The organism is Nocardioides aquiterrae, assembly GCF_039526625.1.
GTDB classification, from domain to species: Bacteria; Actinomycetota; Actinomycetes; order Propionibacteriales; family Nocardioidaceae; genus Nocardioides; species Nocardioides aquiterrae.
The window spans coordinates 78,628-103,832 of the sequence record NZ_BAAAJE010000026.1; the positions used below are offsets into that span (position 1 = coordinate 78,628).

Genomic DNA, 25,205 nt, shown 5'->3' on the forward strand with positions numbered 1-25,205 from the left:
GTCACCCGACCTCGAGAGCCCGCAGCAGCCGCTCCGCCTTCCAGCGCGACTCGGCGTACTCGTCGGGCATCTCCGAGCGGACGGTGATCCCTCCTCCGGTGCCGAGCAGGTACCGGCCGTCGCCGGCGGTGGTGAGGCTGCGGATCACGACGCCCAGGTCGGCGCGGCCGTCGGCGGCGACCCAGCCGAACGCGCCGGAGTAGACGCCGCGCGGGGTGTCCTCGACGGCCTCGACGATCTGCATCGTGCGCAGCTTGGGCGCGCCGGTCATCGAGCCCGCCGGGAACAGCGCGCGCAGCGCGTCGACGGTCGAGACGTCGTCGCGCAGCGTGCCGCGGACCGTGCTGACGAGCTGGTGGACCGTCTCGTAGGACTCGACGTCCATCAGCACCGGCACCGAGACGGTGCCGGGAGCGCACACCGTGGAGAGGTCGTTGCGGAGCAGGTCGACGATCATCAGGTTCTCTGCGCGGAACTTCGGGTCCGTCGCGAGGTGCCGCCGGTGCCGCTCGTCCTCCTCCGGCGTGCTGCCGCGCGGCGTCGTGCCCTTGATCGGCTTGGTCTCCAGCGTGCGGTCGGCGCCGACCAGCGCGTACCGCTCCGGGCTGCTGCTGAGCAGCCACGCCCGCGCGCCGGGGACGTCGTGCTGCAGGAACCCGGCGTACGGCGCGGGGTTGAGCTCGCGCAGCCGCAGGTACGCCGTCACCGGGTCCACGCCGCTCTCCTGCTCCAGCCGGTAGGTGAGGTTGACCTCGTAGCTGTTGCCCGCGTGCAGCTGCTCCTGGACCTCGGCGAACGCGGTGGCGTAGGGGGTGGGGGCGGTGGCGGTTTCCCCGGTCGACCGGGGAAACCTGTACTTGTCGGCCGAAGCTTCGGCCGACAAGTACAGGTTTTCGCCGACAGGTGGGTGGTCGAAGAACCGGATCTCGCGCGGGCGCATCCACACCGCGTCGGGCAGCGGGCCGCCCACGGACGCCGGCAGGTCGGGCCGGCAGGCGTAGCCGAGGTAGCCGACCCAGTGGTCGTCGGGCGAGCCGGCGGCGAGCTCGGCGGCGAGCGCGGCGAACACGTCGTCACCGACGACCGACGCGCGACCACCGGCGTGCCGGGTGACCTCCCGGGTCGCGGCCGAGTAGGTGAGCGAGACGTCGTCCGCGTCCAGCCAGCCCACCATCGAGCGGCGGCCCGACCACTCGCGGGCGCCGCCGCCGTCGAGCCAGAAGCAGCGGGGGTACGCCGCCGCCGTCTCGCGGAAGAACTCGACCGGGTCCGTCACGACAGGCCCAGGAAGTTGGCCACCAGGCGGGCGCCGTGCTCGGAGAGGACCGACTCGGGGTGGAACTGCACGCCCTCCAGCGGCAGCGTCCGGTGCCGCACGCCCATCACGACCCCGTCGGCCCACGCGGTCGCCTCGAGCGACGGCGGTACGGCGAGCGCCGCGAGCGAGTGGTAGCGCACCGCCGCGAACGCCGCCGGCAGGCCGGCGAACACTCCCCGTCCGTCGTGGGTCACCGTCGCCACCTCACCGTGGGCCGGCGCGACCCGGCCGACCTCGCCGCCGTACCCCGTCACCAGGCCCTGCATCCCGAGGCAGACGCCGAGCACCGGCCGGGTGCCGGCGGCGAGCACCGCACGGCCGACCGCGAAGTCCTCCGGTACGGCGGGGTGCCCGGGGCCCGGCGACAGCACCACGTGCGAGTGCGCGAGCACCTCGTCGGCGGACACCTCGTCGTGCTGCACGACCGCCGGCAGCACCCCGGTCACCGACGCGACGAGGTGGACGAGGTTCCACGTGTAGGAGTCGTGGTGGTCGACCACGACCACGTCCGGGACCACGGCGCCAACCTAGTGCAGAGATGCGGAAGGGCCCGATGAAGCTGGGGGGCAGTCTTCACCGGGCCCACGAGCGGGTTCCCGCCGGTCCTACAAGGCAGAGCGTAGCGAATCAGGAACCCGATGTACCGCGATCGAGCAGAAGGTCGCCGACGATTTCGTGCAGCAGGTCGTATCCGTGCTCGGTGAGGATGGATTCCGCGTGGAATTGGATGCCTCGGTAGTGCGGACCGGCCACCAGATGGATGTCACCGGTCTGGACATCCGCCTCCGCCGACACGCCGGAGGGCAGCGCCGCGGCCCCCTCACGGGCCACGAACGTGTTGTAGAACCCCACCCGCTCGGTGCGCCCGCCGATGCTCACCGGCGACTGCGTGCCCTGGAAGACGATGTCCTTGTACGTCAGCGGGATGCCGAGGTGGTGGCACAGCGCCTGGTGGCCCAGGCACACCGCGAGGAACGGCCGCTGCGCCGCCATCAGCTCGGCGACCGCGGCCCGCAGGTGGGCCATCTTCGGGTCGGCGCCGTCGCGCGGGTCGCCGGGGCCCGGTCCGACGATCACCAGGTCGTAGCCGTCCAGGACGCCGGGGGCGTACTCCTCGTGGCGTACGACGGTCGAGGTCATGCCGAGCACGCCGAGGACGTGCCGCAGCATGTTCACGAAGTCGTCCTCGCCGTCGAGGATCACCACGGTCTTGCCGGCCAGCCGCGGGTCCGGCGGCGAGCCGCCCTGGTCGGTCAGCCAGAACCGCGACAGCCGCCGGTTGCGGGCGTTCAGCTCGAGCAGCACGTCCTCGTCGTTGACGAGCTCGGTGACGTTGACCTGCGGCGTCGGCGCGGGCTCGACCAGCCCGAAGGCGCTGAGGATGCCACCGGCCTTGGCGTGCGTCTCGGCCACCTCGTACGCCGGGTCCGAGTCGCGCACCAGCGTCGCCCCGGCCGTGACCGTGAGCCGGCCGTCGAGGTCGACGTCGGCGGTGCGGATGACGATCGGGCTGTCGACGACCGGCCCGCCGGCCGCGTCGCGCCCGAGGATCGCCAGCGCCGCGCCGTAGTAGCCGCGGCCCTCGTCCTCGTACTGCTTGATCAGCCGGCAGGCGTTCTCGACCGGCGACCCCGTGACCGTGGCGGCGTACATGGTGTCGCGCAGCACCTCGCGCGGGTCCCGCCGGGTGCGGCCGGCGAGGAGGTACTCGGTGTGGATGAGGCGGCTCATCGGCTTGAGGAACGGCCCGAGCACCTGCCCGCCCTCGTGGCAGATGTCGCACATCATCTTCAGCTCCTCGTCGACGACCATGAAGAGCTCGTAGATCTCCTTCTCGTCGCGCAGGAACTCCAGCAGCTGGCCGCGCAGGTCGGCCGTCTCCTCGCGGGGCAGCCGGAAGGTGCCGCTGATCGGGTTCATCCGCACGTCGCCGCCGTGGATGGTCACGTGCCGCTCGGGGCTCGCGCCGATCAGGTACCGGTCACCGGTGAAGAACACGAACGTCCAGTACGCGCCGCGCTCGCGCTCGAGCAGCCGCCGGAACACCGCGAGCGCCTTGTCCGCGCCCCAGTCCGCGACCGTCGCGCGGTAGTGCCGGCCGATGACGAGGTTCGCGCCCTCGCCCTGGCCGATCTCGTCCTTGATGATCGAGCCGACGAGCTTGCCGTACTCCTCGTCGTCGGTGTCGAAGCCGCCGCGGTCGGAGAACTCGACCGGCACCTCGTCGATCGCCTCGACGACCTCGGCGACCGTGAACTCCAGCTCGGTCTCGACGTCGACCACCACCAGCGGCGTGCCGTCGTCGTGCGCCTCGAAGCCGCGCTCGCGCACCTGGCGGAACGGGACGGCGAGCAGCCGGTCCGCGATGTGCCCGGCCTCGGGCACCCCCTCGGCGAGCGGTACGTCGAGGATCGACTCGACCACGTGCCGGCGCCCCCCGACCACGCCGACCGTGTCCCGGTCGCCGGCGCGCGTGGAGCGGCGGATGATCGCCCAGGCCTCGTGCCCCTGGACGGCCGCGATGGCTTCCCGGGCAGAGGTGGTGGCGCTCATGCGCCGACTCTAGTTGCCGCCGAGTCGGCGCTACTGCCGCGTCTCAACCCCTCGAGTCGGCGCTACTGCCGGCGTCCGGTCTGCATTCACGCCGACTCGGCACCGCTGGCGCCTGCATTCGCGCCGACTCGGCACCGCTAGCCGGTCAGGCGAGGGTGGTCAGCAGCTGGGTCGCGCGGGTCAGCACGACGTACAGGGTCGCGCGGCCGGTGGCCGACTCGTCCTCGATCTCCTGGGGCCGGACGACGACGATGCCGTCGAACTCCAGGCCCTTGGTGTCGAGGCCGGTCAGCACCACGATCCGGTCCTCGCCCGACGGCGTGACCGAGGAGTCGATGGCGGCGCGGGCGCCGGCGGCGTCGTCGGCGAACTCCGGCCACCCCGCCAGCCAGGCGTTGACCTCCGAGCGCCGGGCGACCGGCACCACGATGCCGACGGTGCCCTCGACCTGCCCGGCGATCTCGGCGACCGCGGCCCGGGTGGCGGCCTCGAGGTCGGCGTCCGCGACGCCGTCGACGACCCGCGGCTGCACGCCGGTCGACCGGACTGCGGTCGGCAGGTCGGCGTCCAGGCCGACGCGCTCGGCGTACGCCGCGGCGAACTCGTAGATCTCCGAGGAGTTGCGGTAGTTCGTGGACAGGTGGAACTCGTGGAGCTCCTTGCCCTCGAGCGCGGCCGCGCGGGCGGCCGCCGCCTCGGCCGGCACCGGCCACGAGGACTGCGCCGGGTCTCCGACGATCGTCCAGGACGCGGAGCGGCCGCGCCGGCCGACCATCCGCCACTGCATCGGGGTCAGGTCCTGCGCCTCGTCGATGAGCACGTGCGCGAACGGGTCGTCCTCGATCCGGTGCGTGGGCGGGGCCCAGGCCCGGCCGGTGGGCGCGTACTCGCGGTCCGCGGCGGTGAACAGCTCCTGCATGTCGACGCCGCCCGCGAGCAGGCCGGTCTCGTCCAGGTCGCGCTCGTCGTCGGTGCGCGCCGGCACGTCGCCGATCGCGTACCGCAGCTCGTCCAGCAGCGGCACGTCCTCGACGGAGAGGTCGGCGCCGGTCCACGACTTCGAGAGCAGCCGCTGCTCCTCGTGGCCGAGCACGCCGTCGGCGACCCGGGCGAGGAACTCGGGCTCGCGCAGCCACCCGAACACCTCCGCCGCCTCCAGCGGCGGCCACCAGGCGGCGACGAAGTCGAGGAACGCGGCGTTCGAGGTCATCTCGTCGTCGAACGCCTCGCGGCCCCGGTCCCGGCCGCGCTCGCCGCGGACCTGGCGCCACATCGCGTCCAGCAGGGTCGGCACGACCCGCGGCAGCTGCCGGTTGCGGCGGCCCTGCGACATCAGGCTCCGGCGCACGTTCCCGAGGATCTGCCGGTCCAGCACGATCGTGTCGTCGCGCCAGAAGACCCGGAACTCCCGCGGGCTGCCGGGCGCCTGCTGCCGCGCGGCCCGCCGGAGCAGCTCGGCCATCCGCGCGGAGCCCTTGACGTCGGCGACCGCCGGCTCGTCGTGCCGGGTGGCGCGGACGCCGTCGACGACCTCGCCGAGCGAGCGCAGGGCGACCGCGGTCTCACCGAGGCTCGGCAGCACCCGCTCGATGTAGCGCATGAACACGCCACTGGGCCCGACGATCAGCACGCCGCCGCCCTCGTAGCGGCGCCGGTCGGTGTAGAGCAGGTACGCCGCGCGGTGCAGCGCGACGACGGTCTTGCCGGTGCCGGGGCCGCCGGAGATCGACACGACGCCCTTGCCGGGTGCGCGGATCGCCCGGTCCTGCTCGGCCTGGATGGTCGCCACGATCGAGTGCATGGACCGGTCACGGGCTCGGGACAGCTGCGCCATCAGCGCGCCCTCGCCGACGATCGGGAGGCTGGTCTCGGCCTCCGTGTCGAGCAGCTCGTCCTCGACGCCGACGACCGTCGACCCGGCGCAGCGCAGCACGCGCCGTCGGACGACGTCGTGCGGCTCGGCGGCGGTGGCCTGGTAGAACACTGCGGCGGCCGGCGCGCGCCAGTCGATCAGCAGCGAGTCGCGGTTGGCGTCGCGCAGGCCGATCCGGCCGATGTAGCGGGGCTCGGGGTCGACCTCCTCACGCAGGTCGAGCCGGCCGAAGACCAGCCCCTCGTGCGCAGCGTCGAGCTGCGCGATCCGGCGCGCGGCCTGGAACACCATCGCGTCCCGCTCGACCAGGCCACCCTCGTGTCCGAGGCGGCCACGGCTGTGGCCCTCCTTGGCGAGTGCCTGTGCGGACCTGGCCGACTCGGCCAGCTGCACGTACACGCGGTCCACGAACGCCTGCTCGGCGGCGATCTCCCGATCGACCAGCTCTTCCGACAACGCCTGTCTTCCCCTCGTGCCGAACCGGTTCCGGCAAGTCGACAAGCGTACCCGGCCGCTACTTCTTCCGGGTCAGGAACGCCGTCATCGCGGCCTTCGCCTCCTCGGAGGCGAACAGCCGGGCGGACAGCTCGGCCATGTCGGCGCCGTGCGCGTCGATCCGCTCGACGAGCTCCCGGTTGAGGATCCGCTTCGACTCGCGCAGCCCCTGGGGCGCGCCGCTGGCCAGCGAGGCGCAGACCTTCGCGACCTCGGCGTCGAGGTCGCCGGCCGGCACCGCGGTCGTCACCAGGCCGTACGCCGCCGCGTCGGCACCGGTGAAGACCTCGCCGCCGAGCGTGGTGAGCGCCGCCGCACGCGGGGTCATCCGGGCGTGCACGGTGAGCGAGATGATCGCGGCGGCCAGCCCGAGCTTGACCTCGGTGAGCGCGAACGTCGCGTCCTCGGCGGCCACCACCACGTCGGAGGCCGCCACGATGCCGATCCCGCCGGCGCGCACCGCGCCGGACACGCGGGTGACCACGGGCTTGTCCAGGGTGACGATCAGCCGCTGCAGGTCGACGATCCGCCGGGCGCCCTCGTCCATGCCGCCGGCCGAGGCCTCGGAGAGGTCGGCGCCGGAGCAGAACACCCGGCCCTCCGCGGCCAGCAGGACCACGCGGACGTCGTCGTCGGCAGCCGCCCGCTCGATGCCCTCGAACAGCTCGGTGACCAGCTGCCGGGAGAGCGCGTTGCGGTTGTGGGGCGAGTCCAGGGTGATCGTCGCGACCGCCTCGGAGCCCGCCCCTCCGACGGTGTAGTGCACGAGTTCGGGCATGCGGCCCATCCTGGCAGCAGCGACTGCCGCATGCCCGAACTCCCCCCTCGGCCCCCCGGCCGTGGTCAGTGCTGGAGGCGCACGGTCCTCGAGTCGCCGCCCAGCTTCAGCTTCGCCTTCTTCAGCGCCTTCGAGCCCAGCGCCTTCCGGCCGGCGGTGGTCTTGTGCATCTTCACCACCCCCTTCTTGCCGGACTTGATCTTGTAGGCGCCCTTCGCGAGGACGGTGCCGGCCTTGATGGTCCGGCCGCCGACCTTCACGGTCGACGCCGTGACCAGCGTGGCCCGGCCCTGGCACGTCCCGCCGCCCTTGCCGCAGCGGACCGCAGCGGACACCGACGAGCCGGAGACCTTGAGCGGAGCGACCGGGACCACCACCGGCGAGTCGTCGACCTGGATGGTGACGCTGTCGCTGTTGTCGCCCGTCGTGGTCTCCGGGGTCGTCGTCGTGACCGTCGCGGTGTTCACGACGTGACCACCCTGGTCGGCACCCTTCTCCGTCCGGTTCTTCAGGCAGAGCAGGTACAGGTCACCACTCAGCGGCTGGTTCGTCGGGTTGTAGAACTTGAACACCCGGATGATCGGCCGCGGGTCGTTGCCCATCACGACGAGTCCCTCGTCGATGTCGTAGCCCGCCACGATGCCCTTGGCGTCGTCCGCGCAGGTGAGCGTGAACTCGGCCTCCTGGCCCGGCCCCACGGTGATGTGCTTGCGGACCTCGTCGAGCCCGAGCTGGTGCGTGTGCCCGTTCGCCGTGCTGACCAGGTCGTCCAGGCAGCGCATCGTGAAGGTGCCGGTGCTCGCGTCACCCTCGTTCACGACCCGCCAGGTCCACCCGTTGCCCCCGGAGGGGTACGTGGTCACCACCGGCGCCACGCCGTCGAGCTGGTAGCCGGGCTGGATCGGCGTCTGGCCGGACGCGCAGGTCATCGTGACGTCGGTCGGACCGGTCGGCAGGGCCACGGTCTGGCTCTGCTGCGGGCCCACGACGATCTGGTGGGTGTGGCCGTTGACGTTCTCGCTCTCGGTCTTCACGCAGACCATGAACACCTTGGCCTGCACGCGGCCCATCGCGTCGTTCACGAAGTGCGCGCGCCAGCTGTCGTTGCCGACCGCGCGGTTCTCGGTCATGTGCACGTCGGCGTACGTCCCGGTGCCCTGGTCGACGTGGTCGATCCGGCCCGAGCCGTCGGTCACGACGTACCCGGTCGGGCAGACGACGGTGCCGGTGGCCTGGTCGCCCGGCTCGACGTCCACCTGGACCTCGGCCTTCTGCACGTCGAACAGGTGCTGGTGGTCCGCGCCCACCGTCGGCAGCGGGTCGACCCTGACGTCGATGTCCACGCTGCGCGTGCCCCCGGCCGGGACGGTGCCCAGCTCGCAGCGGACCGTCGAGCCGGTGCGGTCGCAGGCGGCGTCCGCGGACACGTAGGTCACGCCGCTCGGCAGCGAGTCGGTGACGACCACGTCACGGGCGTCGGCCGCACCGGTGTTGGTGACGGTGAGCGTGTACGTGATCACGTCACCGGGGTGCGGCGAGGCGTTGTCGACGGTCTTCTTGACCTTGACGTTCGTGACCGTCGGCTGAACCGGCGTGTGGGTCGAGTCGCTGTCCTGCACCGTGCCGCCGGCCGGCGTCTTGCCGGTCGCGGTCGCGGTGTTGTCCACCGACCCGTTGGCCACGTCGGCCGCGGTGATCGTGTAGACCACGTCGGTGCAGTCGAAGGACTCGTCCGGCTCGAGGCCGCCGGAGGGGCAGGTCACCGGGCCGACCTTCGGGTCGGAGACGGTCACCGGGTCCAGCTTCACGTTGCCGGTGTTCGTCACCTGGAACGAGTAGGTGATCGTGTCGCCGGCGTCCGGCCCGTTGCCGTCGAGGTCCGTGACCGCGCCGGCCGTCTTGGACAGCTGGATCGAGCCGGTGGACGGCAGGTCCACGGTGCGGGAGTCGTCGTCGGTCACGGTCCCACCGCTCGGGGTGGTGCCGGTGACGGTCGCGGTGTTCTCCACCGAACCGTGGTCGACGTCGGCCTGGGTCAGCGTGTAGGTGCGCGGCGTGCAGTCGACCGACGCACCCGGGGCCAGCGGTCCGCTCGGGCAGGTCACCGGGCCGACCTTCGGGTCCGCGATGGTGATGTTGGTGAGCGTGACGTTGCCGGTGTTGGTCACCGTGAACGTGTAGACGACCGTGTCGCCGTCGTCGATGCCGTTGCCGTTGACGTCGTGCACCGCGCTGGCGGTCTTCACCAGGTTGATCGAGGCGCTCGGCGCGACCGGCGTGCTGGTCGCGTCGGTGTCGGTCACGTTCGAGCCGGACGGCGGCGTGCCGGTCGCGGTCGCGGTGTTGTCCACGGTGCCGGCGTTCACGTCGGCCTGGGTCAGCGTGTACGTCCTGTCGGTGCAGGTGACGTGCGCGCCGGGCGCCAGGGCGCCGGACGGGCAGGTGATCGCACCACCGAGCTTCGGGTCGTTGACCGTCACCGGGTTCAGGGTCACGTTGCCGGTGTTGGTCACCGTGAACGAGTAGGTGATCTTGTCGCCCGCGTCGGGGCCGTTGCCGTCGACGTCGTCGATCGTGCTCGCGGTCTTCTCGAGGTGGATCGACGGGGCGGCCGGCACCGACGTCGTGGTCGAGTCGGTGTCGGTCACGTTCGGGCCGGACGGCGGGGTACCGGTCGCGGTCGCGGTGTTGTCCACCTTGCCGGCGTTCACGTCGGCCTGGGTGAGGGTGTACGACTTCGGCGTGCAGCTGACCGATCCGCCGGGCGCGAGCGCGCCCGTGGGGCAGGTGATCGCGCCCAGCTTCGGGTCGCTCACCGTCACCGGGTTCAGCGTCACGTTGCCGGTGTTGGTCACCTGGAACGAGTAGGTGATCGTGTCGCCGGCGTCGGGGCCGTTGCCGTCACCGTCGACGACGGCTCCGGCGCTCTTGTGCAGGACGATGCCGGGGTACGCCGGGACCGGCGTGCTCGTGGAGTCCGTGTCGGTGACCTCCGGGCCGCTCGGCGGCGTGCCGTGGGCGGTCGCGGTGTTCTCCACCTTGCCGGCGTCCACGTCGGCCTGGGTCAGCACGTACTGCACCGCGGTGCACGAGACGCTCGCACCCGGCGCGAGCGCGCCGGTCGGGCAGGTCACCGGGCCGACCTTGGGGTCGGTGACGGTCACCGGGTTCAGCGTCACCGTGCCGATGTTGGTGACCTTGAAGCTGTAGGTGATCTTGTCGCCCTTGTCGGGACCGTTGCCGTCCAGGTCGCTGATCGCGCTCGCGGTCTTGTCCAGCTCGACGGCCGCGGTGCCCTGGAGCACCTTGGTCGCGGTGTCGTCGTCGGTGACGTTGCTGCCCGTCGGCGGCTTGCCGGTGACGGTGGCGGTGTTGTCGATGCGGCCGTTGTTCACGTCGGCCTGGGTGATCGTGTAGACCTTGTTCGGGCAGGTCATCGAGGCACCCGGCGCCAGCGTGGAGCTGGGGCACGGGATGTTGCCGCCCAGCTTCGGGTCGTCGACCGCGATCAGCGTCAGCGCCACGTTGCCGGTGTTGGTGACCGTGAACGAGTAGGTGATCGTGTCGCCGGCGTCCGGGCCGTTGCCGTCGGTGTCGGTGATGGCGCCGGCGGTCTTGTCGATGTAGATCGAGGGCAGCGACGGCACCGTGACGGTCACCGAGTCGGTGCCGGTGACGTTGGGGCCGCTCGGCGGCGCACCCGTCGCGGTCGCGGTGTTGTCCACCTTGCCGGCGTCCACGTCGGCCTGGGTGAGCGTGTAGGTCTTGTTGGTGCAGGTGACGTCGGCACCCGGGGCCAGCGCGCCGCTGGGGCAGGTGATCGCGCCCAGCTTCGGGTCGTTGACCGTCACCGGGTTCAGCGGCACGTTGCCGGTGTTGGTCACCTTGAACGAGTAGGTCACCGTGTCCCCGGCGTCCGGCCCGTTGCCGTCGACGTCGGTGATCGAGCCCGCGGTCTTGTCCAGGGCGATCGACGGGTTCGCCGGGATCAGCACGGTCGCGGAGTCGGGGTCGGTGACCTGGACGCCGTTGGCGGCGGTGCCGGTCGCCGTGGCCGTGTTGTCGACCTTGCCGGCGTTCACGTCGGCCTGGGTGAGCGTGTAGGTCTTCGGCGTGCAGGTCACCGAGGCGCCGGCGGCGAGGGCGCCGCTCGGGCAGGTGATCGCGCCGAGCTTCGGGTCGTTGACCGTCACCGGGTTCAGCGGCACGTTGCCGGTGTTGGTCACCTTGAACGAGTAGGTGACGGTGTCCCCGGCGTCCGGCCCGTTGCTGTCGACGTCGGTGATCGAGCCCGCGGTCTTCGTGAGCTGGATCGCCGGGTTCAGCGGCAGGTTCGTGAAGGTGCAGACCACGGTGACGCCCGAGGTCGACGGCGTCGTGAAGGAGCCGGTGTTGCCGGTGCCCTGCGCGATCGTCGAGCCGTCCGAGCTGGACACGCACTTCCAGGTGGTCGTGTAGTCGGCGAGGTCGGTGCCGCCGGCGGCGGTCTGGGTCACCGTGTACGTCGTGCTCGGCAGCACCACGACCGGGCCGGCGACCTCGCTCGCGTCGGTCTGCAGGCCGGTGTCGGTCCCGGCGGTGGTGCCGGTGTTGCCACCGGAGATGCCGCCACCGGTGATCGTGACCTTGAACTGGTCGGTGTTGTCGTGCCGGCCCTGCGGCAGGTCGACGCGTACCGAAGCGGTGCTCGGGGCCGAGCACGAGGCCATGTCGGAGAGGCTCAGCGAGACGGTCTTGGTCTGGACCAGGTCACCGCTGGACGGGTTGACCTTGAGGACCTTGCCGGTGCCGGTGCCGATGACGAGGACGCCGGAGCCGTCGAACGCCATCGAGGCGTACTGGCCCGAGCTGCCGGGCAGGCTGGCGAGGGTGGTCGCACCCAGCGACGGCGTCCCGGCCGTCGTGGGCAGCGGACCGTTGACGCGGGCGAGGGTGCCGGCCGCGGTGCTGCTGGCGTTGCTGACGACGTAGAGGTTCCCGACGGCGTCGAAGGCCATGTCGCCGTTCACCGACAGCCCGTCGATCGTCCCGACCTGGCCGATGGACGTGTTGGTACTGGTGTTGAACGCGTAGAGCTTCCAGGTGGAGCCGCCCGCGGCGTAGTAGTAGATCCCGTTGGCCGGGTTGATCGCGCCCGCGATGACGCTGCTGGCGTTGGGGTTGGCGGGCGCGTTCCAGGTGTCGGCGTCGTTGGTCGACGCGTCGAACCGGACGATCGCGTTGTCCGTGCGGTTGAACGCGTAGATGTAGCGACCACCCCCGCTGGGCAGCGCGAGCGCGTTGACGGCGTCGCCGCTGCCCGCGGGGATCGTGCCGTTCGACGTGAACGTGCCCGCCGTCGGGTTGACCTTGCTGAGCACGTGCGAGTCGCCGTCGACGCTGTAGACGACGTCGGTCGCACACACGAAGCTCGGCGACGACCCGCCGCCGCCGTACGTCGCATGGGCCGGCGGCGCCGGCAGCAGCACGAGCGCGACGGCGGCGAGCGCCATCACGAGGACGACGACCCCCAGCCGTCGTGCGTGGTCGTGCGGATGTGTCGTCGAAATTGCGCGCGACAGCGTCTTCATCGCCGGCCCCCCAGCCTCAGCCCGTCTCCGGGCAGTACGTTGCGATTCGGGCCAACCGTAGGGGTGAACTGGACGCAGCAGTGCGGACTTGAGGAAATCCTGAGGAACCGCCGGCTCCGAATCCCCCGCATGCGCTCCCGACTGTCGTATGCCGCCTTCGGCGTCCTGGCCTCCCTCGCCGGCGTCGCCGCCGGCCACCTCGCCGCCGCGGCCCTCGAGCCCTCCTCGTCACCGGTGCTGGTGGTCGGGTCCTCGGTCATCGACCTGACCCCGACACCGGCGAAGGAGTGGGCGATCCGGCAGTTCGGCACCCACGACAAGACCGTGCTCGTGGGCTCCGTGCTGCTCGGGGTCCTCGCCCTCGCGGCCCTCGCCGGCCTGCTCGCCCGCCGGCGGCTGCGGTACGGCGCCGCGCTGCTGGTCGCGCTGGTCGCCGTCCCGGCGGTCGCCGCCCTCCGTCGCCCCGGCGCGACGCCTCTGGACGTGCTGCCCAGCCTGGTCGCCGCGCTCGCGGGCGTCGCCGCGCTGGCCTGGCTGGCCCGGGCCGGGAGCCCCGCCGCGGCCGGCGGCAGGCGGGGCGTGCTGATCGCGGGCGGGCTGCTCGCCGGCGGCGCGGTCGGCCTCGGCGCCGTCGGCCTGTGGCTGGCGTCGTACCGCACCCGCGCGGTCGCCATCGACCTGCCCGCCGCCGCCGACCCCGCACCCGCCTTCCCCACCGGACTGGACCAGCGGGTCCCGGGGATCACGCCGTTCCGCACGCCGCGCGCGGACTTCTACCGGGTCGACACCCGGCTCGCGCTGCCGGTCGTCGACCCCGAGGGCTGGACGCTCACCATCGACGGCGACGTCGCGCGCGAGGTGAGCTTCACCCTCGACGAGCTGCTCGCGATGCCGCTCGTCGAGCGGGACATCACCCTCACCTGCGTCTCCAACGAGGTCGGGGGCAGGTACGTCGGCGGCGCGCGCTGGCTCGGTGTCCCGCTCACGGACCTGCTGGACCGCGCGGGCATCGACGACACCCGCGCCGACCAGATCCTCAGCACCGACGTCGACGGCATGACGATCAGCACGCCGCTGGACCTGGCCATCGACGGCCGGGACGCGATGATCGCGGTCGGCATGAACGGGGCCTCGCTGCCGCGCGAGCACGGGTTCCCGGCGCGCATGGTGGTGCCCGGGCTGTACGGGTTCGTCAGCGCCTGCAAGTGGATCACCCGGATGACGCTGACGACGTACGCCGCGCAGGACGCGTACTGGACCCAGCGGAAGTGGGCCACGGACGCGCCGATCAAGATCTCCAGCCGGATCGACACCCCGAAGCCGCTCGCCACGATCGACGCCGGCCGCACCGTGATCGGCGGCATCGCGTGGGCCCAGCACAGCGGGGGCGTGCAGCGGGTCGAGGTGCGGGTCGACGGCGGCGCCTGGCAGCAGGCCCGGCTCGGCCCGTCGGCCGGCAACGACTACTGGCGGCAGTGGTACCTGCCGTGGACGGCCGAGCGCGGCCAGCACACGCTCGCGGTGCGGGCGACCGACGGCGCCGGCGACGTGCAGACCGCGGTGCGCGCGACGCCGTTCCCCGAGGGCTCGAGCGGCGTGCAGCAGATCGTGATCAACGTCTCCTGACCAATCCGGATCCGGGACGGCACCGAATCACTTCCGACAAGACCACGACAGGGAAGGCACCAACGATGAACCGCTCCCTCCGCCGCACCAGCGGCCTCGCCGCGTTCGCACTCGCCGCCAGCATGGGGCTGGCCGCGTGCAGCAGTGACGACGCCGGCGACACCGCCGGCAACTCCCCCTCGACGTCCGAGATGTCGTCGAGCGCCTCGGCCTCCGGGGACGCGATGGACGCCGGCGCCGACACGTTCGGCCCGGGCTGCTCCCAGATCCCCGCCGACGGCGCCGGCTCCTTCAACGGCATGGCGACCGAGCCGGTCGCGACCGCCGCGAGCGCCAACCCGCTCCTGAAGACCCTCGTCGCCGCCGTGGGCGAGGCCGGCCTCGGCGACACGCTGAACTCGGCGGACGGGATCACGGTCTTCGCGCCGACCGACGACGCGTTCGCGGCGATCCCGAAGAAGACCCTGAACGCGGTGCTCGCCGACAAGAAGACGCTGACCAAGATCCTCACCTACCACGTGGTGCCGGGCCAGCTCTCTCCCGACCAGCTCGCCGGCACGCACCAGACGCTCGAGGGCGAGGACCTGACGGTGAACGGATCGGGCGAGGACTTCACGGTCGGCTCCGACGACGCCGCGGTGCTGTGCGGCAACATTCCGACTGCGAACGCCACCGTCTACGTCATCGACTCCGTCCTGATGCCCTGACGGCTTCCGGCACTGGGAAAGGATTCGGTAGTGGACCACCTCAGGCCCGTCGAGTCGAGCGGCCCGTCCCCCCAGGACGGGCCGCTCGGCCCCGACCTGGCGGACCTGCTCCGGATGTCGGGGCGGGGTGACGAGGCGGCGTTCGCCCGCCTGTACGACGCAACCGCGTCGCGGGTCTTCGGCCTCGCGCTCCGCGTGGTCCGCGACCCGGCCCAGGCCGAGGAGGTGACCCAGGAAGCGTTCCTGGACATCTGGCGGACGGCGGGGCGCTACGACCCCGACCGCGGCAGCCCGCTCTCCTGGCTCCTGACGATCACCCACCGCAAGGCCGTCGACCGGGTCCGCGCCGCGGAGTCGGCGGCCCGGCGCGACGAGACGTACCACCAGAGGAACCATGCGGTCGACCACGACTCGACCGCCGAGGCCGCGCAGGCCTCGCTCGAGGCGCGGCGCGTGCGCAGCGCCCTGGAACACCTGACCGACGTGCAGCGCGAGGCCGTCAGCCTCGCCTACCTCGGCGGCTACACACACACGGAGGTGGCGACCATGCTCGACCTACCGGTCGGCACCGCCAAGACACGGATCCGCGACGGACTCATCCGGCTGCGCGACGCCCTGGGGGTGGGGTCATGACCAGCGACATCCACGCGCTGTCGGGCGCGTACGCCGTCGACGCGCTCGACGACCTCGAGCGCGCCGCGTTCGAGCGGCACCTCGCCGAGTGCGCCGAGTGCCGCGACGAGGTCGAGAGCCTGCGCGAGGCCGCCGGGCTGATCTCCGAGACGACGACCGCCGAGCCGCCCGCCGAGCTCCGCGACCGGGTGCTCGCCGGCATCGGCGGCATCCGCCCGCTCCCGCCCGAGGTCCCGGCACCGGCGGCGCCGCGCCGCCGGACGCCCCGGCTCCTGCTGGCCGCCGCAGCGGCCGCGGTGATCGTGGGCGGCGGGGTGGTCGCCTGGCAGCAGCCGTGGTCCGGCAGCAGCCAGACGCAGATCACCGCCGAGCAGCGGGTGCTCCAGGCGAGCGACGCCAAGCGGACCTCGCTGGACTTCCCGGGCGGCGCCTCGGCGACCGTGGTCCGCTCGGACTCGCTCGGCCAGGCCGTGATCGTCACCGAGGACATGCCGCCCCCGCCGGCGGGCAAGGTCTACGAGCTCTGGCTCAACCAGCCGGATCGCGGCATGGTCCCCGCCGGGCTGATGCCGATCGCGTCCGACCAGACGGTGCTCCTCAGCGGGGACGCCGCCACCGCCACCGCGGCCGGCATCACCGTCGAGCCCGCGGGCGGCTCATCGGAGCCGACCTCGGAGCCGATCGCGCTGTTCGACTTCGGGAGGGCCGGTGCGTGAGGGACGGAGCGTCGCCGTCGTCGGGTCCGGGGTCGCCGGCCTGACGGCGGCGTACGTCGCGTCCCGCGGCGCGCGGGTCACGCTCTACGAGGCCGACGACCGGCTCGGCGGCCACGCGGACACCCATGTCGTCGACGGGCTCGCGATCGACACCGGGTTCATCGTGCACAACGAACGCACCTACCCCACGCTGCTGCGGCTGTTCCGCGAGCTCGGGGTGGCCACCCAGGACTCCGAGATGTCGATGTCGGTCCGCGACGACGCGACCGGGCTGGAGTACGCCGGGGCGCTGGGGCCGCGGGGGCTGTTCCCCGGCGGCCGGAACCTGGCGAGCCCGGCGTACCTGCGGATGCTGGCCGACGTCCCGCGCTTCCATCGGTTCGCCCGCCGCCTGCGCGACGACGTGACCCTGCGCGAGTTCCTGGACCGACACGGCTTCTCGCCGTACTTCCGCCGGCACTTCATGGAGCCGCTGGTCGCGTCGGTGTGGTCGTGCGACCCCGCGGTCGCCCTGGACTACCCGGCCCGCTACCTCTTCGCGTTCCTCGAGCACCACGGGATGCTCTCGGTCACCGGGTCGCCGCGGTGGCGCACGGTCACCGGCGGCTCCCACGAGTACGTCCGCCGCGTCGCGGCCGCCCTCCCCGACGTGCGGATCGGCACCAAGGTCACGTCGGTGCTCGAGACCGCCGACGGGGTCGAGGTCACCGACGGGAACGGCGAGGTCGCGCGGTACGACGCCGTGGTGATCGCGGCGCACCCCGCGCAGGCGCTGGCGATGCTCGCCGAGCCGACCGACCTGCAGCGCGAGCTGCTCGGCGCGATCACCTACTCCCCCAACGTGGCGCTGCTGCACACCGACACCTCGCTGCTCCCGGAGGCCCGGGACGCGCGGGCGTCGTGGAACTTCCGCCGCCCGCGGGGGGAGCGCGGCCACGTCACCGTCACCTACGACCTGACCCGGCTGCAGCGGCTGCCCACCGACACCCGCTACCTGGTCACGCTCGGCGGCGAGGACCTCGTCGACCCCGCGACCGTGATCGACCGGATGGAGTACGAGCACCCGCTCTACACGCCCGCGTCGGTCGCCGCCCAGGCCCGCCTGCCCGAGATCGGCTCCGACCGGGTCGCGTTCGCCGGCGCCTACCACGGGTGGGGGTTCCACGAGGACGGCGCGCGGTCGGGCCTCGCCGCGGCCGAGCGGCTCGGGCTGTCGTGGGAGGGCGGGTTTCACCGGTCAGCCGGTGAAACCCGCGCGACACGCCGCGGCGCATCGGCGTGTCGGTCGGGTTTCACCGGTCAACCGGGGATTCCTGAGACGGGTGGGATCTACGAGACCACGATCAGGCACACGCGGCGGTCGCCGTTCCGCCGAACGTTCGCGCACCGCTCGCACACCTGGGTGGTGGACCTGGACGCGCTGCCGGACCATGGCGTCCTGGGACGCTTCCAGGCGCGGGACCACCTCGGCGAACCGACGTCGACGATCCGGTCGAACCTGGCGGGCTTCCTCGCCCGGCACGGGGTCGAGCTCGGGTCCGGGAAGGTCTGGATGGCCGCGCACCCGCGGGCGTTCGGGTTCTGCTTCAACCCGATCAGCGTGTTCTGGGTGTACCCCGAGCAGGACCCGCCGTGTGTGGTCGTCGAGGTCCACAACACCTACGGCGACCGGCACGCCTACCTGGTCCACCCGGACCCGGCCGGTCGCGCGCGCACCGACAAGGCGATGTACGTGTCGCCGTTCCACGGCACGGACGGCTGGTACGACCTCGCGGTCCCGGTCCCGCACGAGCGGCTCGACGTCGCCGTGACCCTGCACTCCGACGACGGGGCCGTGTTCTGCGCCTCGCTGACCGGCACGCGGTCCACCCACGGCGCCCTGCGGGCGGCCCCGGCCGCGCTGCGCGGTGCGCTGCTGATCCGCATCCACGGCATCGCCCTCTGGCTGCGCCGGCTGCCCGTCCGTCCCCGACCCGATCACCACCAGGAGGGTGTCCGATGACGCTGACCCCGACCCGGCCCGCGTGGCCGGGCCTCGACACCGTCCCGGGCGGCGCGCGCACCGCCGTCTCCGCGCGCGTCGCCCGTGGGCTCTACCGGTCGGCGGTGCGCCGGCTGGGGCTGCCGGACGACGCGGTCACGATCCACCGGCCCGACGAGTTCTTCGCGCGGCTCGGCCGGGACGGGCTGATCGGCTTCGGCGAGGCCTACCTGACCGGCGCGTGGGACGCCGAGGACCTGACCGGCTTCCTCACCGCGCTCGCGTCGCACGTCGCCGACCTGGTGCCCGGCCCGCTCCAGCGGCTGCGGCCGCTGGTGCTCCGCGGGACGCCGAGCCACCACCGGCCCTCGCAGGACCACACCCGTGAGCTGATCGCCCACCACTACGACCTGTCCAACGACCTGTTCCGGCTCTTCCTGGACGAGTCGATGACGTACTCCTCGGCGCTGTTCGACGGCACCACCGACCTGCACGAGGCCCAGCTGCGCAAGATCGACCGGCTCCTCGACGCGACCGGCGTGGGTGCCGGCACCCGGGTGCTCGAGATCGGCACCGGCTGGGGCGAGCTCGCGATCCGCGCGGCCGGGCGCGGCGCCACCGTCCGGTCGATCACGCTCTCCACCGAGCAGCAGGCCCTGGCGCGCGGGCGCATCGCCGCCGCCGGGCTCGCGGACCGGGTCGACGTCGAGCTCTGCGACTACCGCGACGTCACCGGCTCGTACGACGCCGTGCTCTCGGTCGAGATGGTCGAGGCGGTCGGGTGGGAGTACTGGACGACGTACTTCCGCACCCTCGACCGGGTCCTCGCGCCCGGCGGCCGGGTCGGGCTCCAGGCGATCCTGATGCCGCACGACCGGATGCTCGCGACCCGCGGCAGCTACACGTGGATCAACAAGTACGTCTTCCCGGGTGGCTTCCTGCCGTCCGCGCAGGCGATCGACGAGATCACCGGCCGGCACACGTCGCTGCGCGTGGTCGACCGGCTCGCCTTCGGCGCCGACTACGCCGAGACGCTGCGGCGCTGGGACGACGCGTTCCTCGCGCGCCGCGAGGACGTGCTCGCGCTCGGGTTCGACGAGACGTTCCTGCGGATGTGGCACTTCTACCTGTGCTACTCCCGCGCGGGGTTCGCCTCCGGCTACCTCGACGTCCAGCAGCTGACCCTCGCCCGGGAGGCCTGATGCCCGTCGCCCCCGCCCTCGCCGAGGCGGTCGCGCCATTCGTCGGCGGCGACCTCCCGGTCCGCCTGCACGCCTGGGACGGCTCCGTCGCCGGCCCCGAGGACGCGCCCGTCGTGGAGCTGCGGTCGCCCGACGCCGTACGCCGGCTGCTGTGGCGCCCCGGCGAGCTCGGCGCCGCGCAGGCCTACGTGACCGGCGAGCTCGACGTGCCCGGCGACCTGGATGCCGCCCTCACCCACGCATTCGCGGTCGCCCGGACGCGGGGCCTACCGCGCCGGCCGGGGCCCGGGGCCCTGGTGCGGGCGCTGCGCGCCGCGCGGGCGGTCGGGGCGTTCGGCGCGCGGCCCGCGACCCCGCGGTCGCAGGTCCGGGCGGCCCGCGAGCACTACGACCTCTCGAACGACTTCTACGAGCTGCTCCTCGACCCGACGATGGCGTACTCCTGCGCCTACTTCACCGACCCGGGGATGAGCCTGGAGGAGGCCCAGCTCGCCAAGCTCGACCTGGTCTGCCAGAAGCTCGGGCTGGAGCCGGGGATGCGGCTGCTGGACGTCGGCTGCGGCTGGGGGTCGCTCTCCCTGCACGCCGCCGAGCGGTACGGCGTCTCGGTCGTCGGCGTGACGATCTCCGCTCAGCAGAAGGCGTTCATCGACGAGCGGGCCGCCGCCCGCGGCCTCGGCGATCGCGTGGAGATCCGGCTGCAGGACTACCGGGAGGTCCCCGAGACGTCGTTCGACGCCGTGGCGTCGCTGGAGATGGGCGAGCACGTGGGCGAGCGGAACTACCCGGCGTACGCCGCCGCCCTGCACCGCGCGGCCCGGCCCGGCGGCCGGGTGCTGGTCCAGCAGATGTCGCGGCGCGGCCGGTACCCCGGCGGCGGACCGTTCATCGAGGCGTTCATCGCCCCGCACATGCACATGCGCCCGGTCGGCGAGACCGTGGCCTACCTCGAGCGCGGGGGCCTCGAGGTGCGTGGTGTGCAGGCGATGCGCGAGCACTACGTCACCACGGTCGCCGGCTGGCTCGCGAACTTCGAGGCCCATCGCGCCGAGCTCACCGACCTGATGGGCGAGGAGGTCGTGCGCGTGTGGCGGCTGTACCTCGTCGGCGGGTCGATGGCGTTCCGGGACGGCAGGATGGGCGTCGACCAGATCCTGATGGAGCGTCCCCGTGCCTGATGTCCTCGTCGTCGCCGGCCTGTCCCTGGCCGTCGCCGCACTCGTGATGGTCGCGACCGCGGTCGCCGCCCGCCGCGCCGGCCGCGTCTCGGTCGTCGACGTCGCGTGGGGGCTCGCGCTCGTCGGCGTCGCCGTCGTCTGTGCCGTGCTCGCCGGCGACTGGCGCGGCTGGCTGCTCGTCGCACTGGTCGGCGTCTGGGGCGCCCGGCTCTCCTCGCACATCTTCACGCGGGGCCGGGGCCACGGCGAGGACCCGCGGTACCGCGAGCTGCTCGGCGGCTCGCTCCCCGACGTCGGCATGCGCGTCGCCGTACGGAAGGTCTTCCTGGTCCAGGGCGCCGCCGTCTGGCTGGTCTCCCTGCCGCTGCAGGCGGCGGCGCTCTGCTCGGTCACGTGGACGTGGGTCGTCTGGCTCGGCGTGGCCGTCTGGGCGCTCGGCGTCCTCTTCGAGACCGTCGGCGACGCGCAGCTGGCGGCATACAAGCGCGACCCCGACCGCGGCCCGGTCATGGACCGCGGGCTCTGGTCCTGGACCCGGCACCCGAACTACTTCGGCGACGCCTGCGTGTGGTGGGGCATCTGGCTCGCCGGCGGCGTCGCCTCCGGCTGGCTGCCCGCCCTGGTCACGGTGCTCTCGCCGATCGCCATGACGATCTGGCTGGTCTGGATCACCGGCGCCCGGCTGCTGGAGCGCACCATGATGGAGCGCCCCGGCTACCCCGAGTACGCCACCCACACGTCGATGTTCGTGCCGCGTCCGCCGAAGCGGGGCCGGCGGGCGTCCCGGGTCTAGACGACCGGGTTGCCGTCGAGCCAGAAGTCGATCTCCTCGCCGGAGTCGACGGCCTCCTGCGACGTGGTCGGCGCGACCCTCGGGTCGGTCACGATGTCCACCATCGTGTCGACCGGGATCGGCAGGTCCAGGTCGCGGGGGTCCCCGGTGATGGCCGGGCCGGAGTACCGCAGGACCACGGTGTGCGTGTCGAGCTCGGCGACGACGACCACCAGGCCGGGGTCCTCCTCCGGCGCGAGCTCGTCCCACGCGAGCCTGACGCCGTCGCCGAGGTCCGCGCAGAAGCCGTCGTCGCACGAGGGGCCGACCTTCTCCCGCTCCGGTGAGACGCCGACCACGACGATGTTGCCGTCGCCGGCGAAGTTGGTCGAGGCGGCGACGGCGCGCTTCGGGTGCGGGAAGAGGCGGCGGTAGTTGTCCGCCGCCCAGTCGACGCCGGCCCTGGTCGGCTCGAGGTCGACGTGCTCGGAGACCACGAAGGCGAGGGAGCGCGGCGTCGTCGGGACGTCGCCGCCCTCGGGGTCGGCGCGGTCCTCGGACCGGCCGCCGACGATCAGGACGGCGACCACGACAGCGACCACGACGGCGGCCAGGCCGGTGGCGAGCCGCCACGAGCGACCGGCCCTCACATCGCGTCCTCCCTGTTGATGAAGCGCGATCGTCTCATGCGGCCCGGCGGGCGATCGTGGTGGTCGTCGCCGAAGACGACCTTTCGAGCATGGGTGTGGCCCCGCCGGCCGTGGTCGGCGGGGTCCTGGTCAGTTGATATGTCGCCGGCCGTGCGGGTCGGTCCACACGAACCCGGTGCCGGGTTCCCAGTGGTAGGTCCACGGGGTGTGGGTCTTCAGGCGGTGGTGTCCCCGGCAGAGCGGGGCGAGGTTCCAGGTGGCGGTGGGGCCGAACGGCCAGGGGATGACGTGGTCGAGGTCGCAGTGGCCTGATGGCCGGTGGCAGTGCGGGAACACGCACTCGGGGTGGCGCAGCCGGACCTGCTCGGCCAGCTCGTCGGTGGGCCGGTAGGCCTCGGTGGACAGCTCCTCGTTGAGGTCGATCACCGGCTTCACGGTCACCTTCGTGCCGGCCTGCTGGCACCAGTCCTGGAGGTGGCCGGGGGTGATCATGGTGCGGGTGTTGTCCACGTCGACCATGGTCTGGTCGGGGCGGACGTGGGCATAGAGCACGACCTCACGGCTCGCGCCGGTGTCGGTGTCGGTGTCGGTGTCGGTGTCGCCGAGCATGCCGGCGGCGGCCGCACGCCGCACGTCCAGCGGCAACGCGGGATCCAAGGTGGCGGCCTTGGCGGCGATCCGCTCGTCGAGGGCGACCGCGTCGGCCAGGTCGAGCATCCCGGTGACCGGGACCAGCCCGTCGTGGGTCATGTCGCGCAGGTGCACGTCGAAGCGCCGCTGCTCCGCGGCCTTGCGGCGGCGTTCCTCGGCGGCCTCGGGGTCGAACTCGGCGCGGGCCTGGTCGACCTGCCGGTCGATCTCGGCGAACGAGCACTTCCGCAGCACGAAGTACAGGGCCCGGTCCACGAACGCCGCACCCGCTTCGGGGAGGGAGCGGGTGGCCTGGGCGACCTTGCGGGCCTTCCACACCGGCACCACCCCGGCGGTGACCTTCGCCCAGATGCGGGGGAGCCGGTGGTGCAGCTCGACCGCGTCACCCAGGTACAGCCGCCCGGAGTCAGTACTGACGCCGATCGCGAGGGCGAACTCCGCGACCGCGCCCTCGTCGATCGTGGGTGCGCCGTCGCCGGCGATCTCCAGGTCCCGCATCCCCCACTCAACGGTGGTGTCGACCTCGTCGCCGGGGTGCAGCTCCACCCACTCGACCGCGAGCTGGAGCTTCTCGATCTCGGCCCAAGTCACCGTGGCCTGGCGTTCGCGGGCAGCGTCGATCACCAGTTGTTCGCGGGTGACCGGCGGAGTGTTCATGACACCTACTCAAGCACTGGCCACCGACAGTGGGATGCGGAGAATCCCCTGCATCCACAGGGAATGTGGCCCACTTCGAGAAGTTCGTCAGGCAAAGTTTCGGGCGCTCGCCGGGTGGTGGTTTCGAGGCTCGTCGCTGGCGCTCCTCGCACCTCAACCACCGATGCCCTGCGGTCCGCGGGCAGGCACCCGGCTTCCGGGGTCTCGACGAGCTCGACCAACGCAGCGGCCGAACCGCGAGGCGGGCGCCGACCGCAACCACCCACCCATCGTCCCGCTCTGCTGCCATAGCGGTCGCAACCGAAGACCAGCGGCGGGTGCCGGCCCGCCGGGACGACCGGTTGGCGGACGGCCGAAGCACCCGGGCAGCCCGGGCAGCCCGTGCCGTCATGGTCGCCGTCGCGCGTCTGGCCAGATACCCGACCAGGGGTCTGCCGGGTCGAGTGTCAGATCCTGTCCGGGCCCGATGACGACGTCGATCGACAGGCCGAGCTCTCGGCAGAAGTCGAACACATGCGTCGACAGCAACCGGTCTCGGAGATCGGTGAGGTGACCGGTGGCTGAGCCGAGCTGCGAATGCGAGAAGGACGCGACGGCAGCACCCGTGTCTCGCCTGAAGACGATGACGTCGCAGAACCTCGGCGGGTCGAAGTCGCTCGACAGGATGCCCCACGAGCCGAGCAGGACCAGCCAATGCCGAGCGGTCAGCACCGCCATCCGGCGTCGGCTGACCAGCTCGAACTCGCCTCGCACGCCGAACCACCTGGCTGCGAGCGCTGCTTCCTCAGGCATCGCCGAGATCGTGCCCGTGCGTCGAGGTCGCGAACCACGTCCACGTCGGGCACTCGAGGACGGCGCGGTCTCGTGGCTGCCGCGACGAATCGGGAGCCGGGAGCCGGGAGCGACCACCCGCAGGAAGCGGGGCATCTTCCGGGGTCTCGACAAGCTCGACCAACGGCAGAAGTCTCGACAAGCTCGACCAACGGCAGGGGTCTCGACAAGCTCGACCAACGGTGTCACCGCGGCCGGGCAGCCCCGAACGCCGAGCCGAGGGCGACGAGCGCGAGGCCGAGCAGGGTCACCCAGAACCCGGGCTGCAGCCCCGTCTCGACCATGAACCCGGACGGCAGGACCAGGTCGGCGGTGTAGACCTGCCACGACATCACCAGCGCGAGGGCGCCCGCGAGCAGCGGCGCGACGCAGCGCAGCAGGAGCGACCACGTGGCGTCCGTCCAGCCGGCGAGGAGGGCGGTGACCGCGCACGCGGCGAACAGGACCCACACCAGCAAGGTGTGCCGGCCCGCCGGATCGTCGAAGACGATCACCCACGAGCTGTGCGAGGAGGCCGCCCGGGCTGCGTCGTGGTGCACCCAGGGCAGCCCGACGAGCGCGACCAGCGTCACGGCGATGCCGACGACGGTGGCGGTGAGCGCGACCGGCCGCAGCCGCCGGTCAGCCACCGGCGCTGTCGCCCTGCTCGCGCTTGCGGCGCTCCTCGTAGGCCTTGCGCTGCGCCTCGGCGCGCTCGCGCACCTGGCGGAGGAACTCCTCGTCCTTCTCCGGGTCGACCGCCGCGGCCCGGCCGGGCCGGTCGTACTCCGGGAACGCCGGCTGCTCGCGCTCGTACGCCGCGCGGCGCGCGGCGCCGTCGTCGGGCCGCCCGGCGACGAGCCAGGCGATCGACCCGACCAGCGGGAACAGCAGCACGATGACGACCCACGCCACCTTGGGCAGGTTGCGGATCCGGTCCGCCGGGCTGCCGATCGCGTCCACCAGGCAGAACACCCACAGGGCGAACGCGACGACCCCGAGCAGCCCTTCGATCTTGATCACGGATCGAAGTGT

The 25,205-nt window shown here is 72.6% G+C and carries 19 protein-coding genes; 8 read left to right on the plus strand and 11 right to left on the minus strand.

The features are described from left to right. Nucleotide 1: 1 nt before the first annotated feature. The 6 genes from ABD086_RS20740 to ABD086_RS20765 form a co-directional block, all read right to left on the minus strand. Nucleotides 2-1,276 carry an anthranilate synthase component I family protein gene (locus ABD086_RS20740; protein ID WP_343909750.1) on the minus strand — a complete coding sequence of 425 codons (1,275 nt, stop codon included), beginning with the start codon at nt 1,274-1,276 and terminating at the stop codon, nt 2-4. Continuing rightward, complete coding sequence (locus ABD086_RS20745; protein WP_343909752.1) at nt 1,273-1,836, minus strand: anthranilate synthase component II; 564 nt, start codon at nt 1,834-1,836, stop codon at nt 1,273-1,275. Before ABD086_RS20745 ends, ABD086_RS20740 begins: the two co-directional genes overlap by 4 nt. 109 nt (nt 1,837-1,945) lie before the next feature. Continuing rightward, nucleotides 1,946-3,871, minus strand: coding sequence for an anthranilate synthase family protein (locus tag ABD086_RS20750; RefSeq protein ID WP_343909754.1), 1,926 nt, complete (start codon nt 3,869-3,871; stop codon nt 1,946-1,948). A gap of 145 nt (nt 3,872-4,016) precedes the next feature. Continuing rightward, nucleotides 4,017-6,200 carry a HelD family protein gene (locus ABD086_RS20755; protein ID WP_343909756.1) on the minus strand — a complete coding sequence of 728 codons (2,184 nt, stop codon included), beginning with the start codon at nt 6,198-6,200 and terminating at the stop codon, nt 4,017-4,019. 58 nt (nt 6,201-6,258) lie between these two features. Beyond that, nucleotides 6,259-7,017, minus strand: coding sequence for an enoyl-CoA hydratase-related protein (locus ABD086_RS20760; RefSeq protein WP_343909758.1), 759 nt, complete (start codon nt 7,015-7,017; stop codon nt 6,259-6,261). Between the two features lie 65 nt (nt 7,018-7,082). Further along, entirely contained in the window at nt 7,083-12,587 is a 5,505-nt protein-coding gene (locus tag ABD086_RS20765) for a DUF7507 domain-containing protein (protein ID WP_343909760.1), read from the minus strand. Between the two features lie 129 nt (nt 12,588-12,716). Here ABD086_RS20765 and ABD086_RS20770 point away from each other — a divergent pair, with 129 nt between their 5' ends. The 8 genes from ABD086_RS20770 (at nt 12,717) to ABD086_RS20805 (ending at nt 21,423) form a co-directional block, all read left to right on the plus strand. After that, on the plus strand, nt 12,717-14,213 hold the full coding sequence (locus ABD086_RS20770; RefSeq protein ID WP_343909761.1) for a molybdopterin-dependent oxidoreductase: 1,497 nt from the start codon (nt 12,717-12,719) through the stop codon (nt 14,211-14,213). Nucleotides 14,214-14,278: 65 nt separating this feature from the next. Beyond that, on the plus strand, nt 14,279-14,920 hold the full coding sequence (locus ABD086_RS20775) for a fasciclin domain-containing protein (RefSeq protein ID WP_343909763.1): 642 nt from the start codon (nt 14,279-14,281) through the stop codon (nt 14,918-14,920). Between the two features lie 30 nt (nt 14,921-14,950). Further along, nucleotides 14,951-15,553, plus strand: a complete 603-nt coding sequence (gene sigK / locus ABD086_RS20780) for an ECF RNA polymerase sigma factor SigK (protein ID WP_343909765.1) — start codon at nt 14,951-14,953, stop codon at nt 15,551-15,553. After that, complete coding sequence (locus ABD086_RS20785) at nt 15,550-16,269, plus strand: anti-sigma factor (protein ID WP_343909767.1); 720 nt, start codon at nt 15,550-15,552, stop codon at nt 16,267-16,269. Before sigK ends, ABD086_RS20785 begins: the two co-directional genes overlap by 4 nt. Further along, nucleotides 16,262-18,271: an FAD-dependent oxidoreductase gene (locus tag ABD086_RS20790; protein ID WP_343909769.1), complete on the plus strand. Its 2,010-nt coding sequence runs from the start codon at nt 16,262-16,264 to the stop codon at nt 18,269-18,271. Before ABD086_RS20785 ends, ABD086_RS20790 begins: the two co-directional genes overlap by 8 nt. Then, a complete protein-coding gene (locus ABD086_RS20795) occupies nt 18,268-19,452 on the plus strand; it encodes a class I SAM-dependent methyltransferase (protein ID WP_343909771.1) in 1,185 nt (394 codons plus the stop codon). Before ABD086_RS20790 ends, ABD086_RS20795 begins: the two co-directional genes overlap by 4 nt. After that, the gene (locus ABD086_RS20800) at nt 19,452-20,630 is read left to right on the plus strand and encodes a class I SAM-dependent methyltransferase (protein WP_343909773.1); all 1,179 of its coding nucleotides are present in this window, start codon (nt 19,452-19,454) and stop codon (nt 20,628-20,630) included. The genes ABD086_RS20795 and ABD086_RS20800 overlap by 1 nt, the downstream gene beginning before the upstream one ends. Then, nucleotides 20,623-21,423, plus strand: coding sequence for a DUF1295 domain-containing protein (locus ABD086_RS20805; protein ID WP_343909775.1), 801 nt, complete (start codon nt 20,623-20,625; stop codon nt 21,421-21,423). The genes ABD086_RS20800 and ABD086_RS20805 overlap by 8 nt, the downstream gene beginning before the upstream one ends. Here ABD086_RS20805 and ABD086_RS20810 read toward each other — a convergent pair. The 5 genes from ABD086_RS20810 to ABD086_RS20830 all read right to left on the minus strand — a co-directional run bounded on the left by ABD086_RS20810 (nt 21,420) and on the right by ABD086_RS20830 (nt 25,193). After that, nucleotides 21,420-22,052 carry a hypothetical protein gene (locus tag ABD086_RS20810; RefSeq protein ID WP_343909777.1) on the minus strand — a complete coding sequence of 211 codons (633 nt, stop codon included), beginning with the start codon at nt 22,050-22,052 and terminating at the stop codon, nt 21,420-21,422. The genes ABD086_RS20805 and ABD086_RS20810 overlap by 4 nt on opposite strands. Nucleotides 22,053-22,181: 129 nt before the next feature. Continuing rightward, entirely contained in the window at nt 22,182-23,360 is a 1,179-nt protein-coding gene (locus ABD086_RS20815; protein ID WP_343909779.1) for an HNH endonuclease signature motif containing protein, read from the minus strand. Nucleotides 23,361-23,747: 387 nt separating this feature from the next. Next, nucleotides 23,748-24,152, minus strand: a complete 405-nt coding sequence (locus tag ABD086_RS20820) for a hypothetical protein (protein ID WP_343909781.1) — start codon at nt 24,150-24,152, stop codon at nt 23,748-23,750. A gap of 224 nt (nt 24,153-24,376) precedes the next feature. Continuing rightward, nucleotides 24,377-24,820 carry a hypothetical protein gene (locus tag ABD086_RS20825; RefSeq protein WP_343909783.1) on the minus strand — a complete coding sequence of 148 codons (444 nt, stop codon included), beginning with the start codon at nt 24,818-24,820 and terminating at the stop codon, nt 24,377-24,379. Then, nucleotides 24,813-25,193: a PLDc N-terminal domain-containing protein gene (locus tag ABD086_RS20830; protein ID WP_343909785.1), complete on the minus strand. Its 381-nt coding sequence runs from the start codon at nt 25,191-25,193 to the stop codon at nt 24,813-24,815. Before ABD086_RS20830 ends, ABD086_RS20825 begins: the two co-directional genes overlap by 8 nt. Nucleotides 25,194-25,205 lie beyond the last annotated feature (12 nt).

Coding starts and splice junctions, on each gene's coding strand:
- ABD086_RS20760 (WP_343909758.1), bottom strand. CDS start 7,017: ATGCCCGAACTCGTGCACTACACCGTCGGAGGGGCGGGCTCCGAGGCG.
- ABD086_RS20820 (WP_343909781.1), bottom strand. CDS start 24,152: ATGCCTGAGGAAGCAGCGCTCGCAGCCAGGTGGTTCGGCGTGCGAGGC.
- ABD086_RS20800 (WP_343909773.1), top strand. CDS start 19,452: ATGCCCGTCGCCCCCGCCCTCGCCGAGGCGGTCGCGCCATTCGTCGGC.
- ABD086_RS20750 (WP_343909754.1), bottom strand. CDS start 3,871: ATGAGCGCCACCACCTCTGCCCGGGAAGCCATCGCGGCCGTCCAGGGG.
- ABD086_RS20815 (WP_343909779.1), bottom strand. CDS start 23,360: ATGAACACTCCGCCGGTCACCCGCGAACAACTGGTGATCGACGCTGCC.
- ABD086_RS20770 (WP_343909761.1), top strand. CDS start 12,717: ATGCGCTCCCGACTGTCGTATGCCGCCTTCGGCGTCCTGGCCTCCCTC.
- ABD086_RS20765 (WP_343909760.1), bottom strand. CDS start 12,587: ATGAAGACGCTGTCGCGCGCAATTTCGACGACACATCCGCACGACCAC.
- ABD086_RS20795 (WP_343909771.1), top strand. CDS start 18,268: ATGACGCTGACCCCGACCCGGCCCGCGTGGCCGGGCCTCGACACCGTC.
- ABD086_RS20775 (WP_343909763.1), top strand. CDS start 14,279: ATGAACCGCTCCCTCCGCCGCACCAGCGGCCTCGCCGCGTTCGCACTC.
- ABD086_RS20785 (WP_343909767.1), top strand. CDS start 15,550: ATGACCAGCGACATCCACGCGCTGTCGGGCGCGTACGCCGTCGACGCG.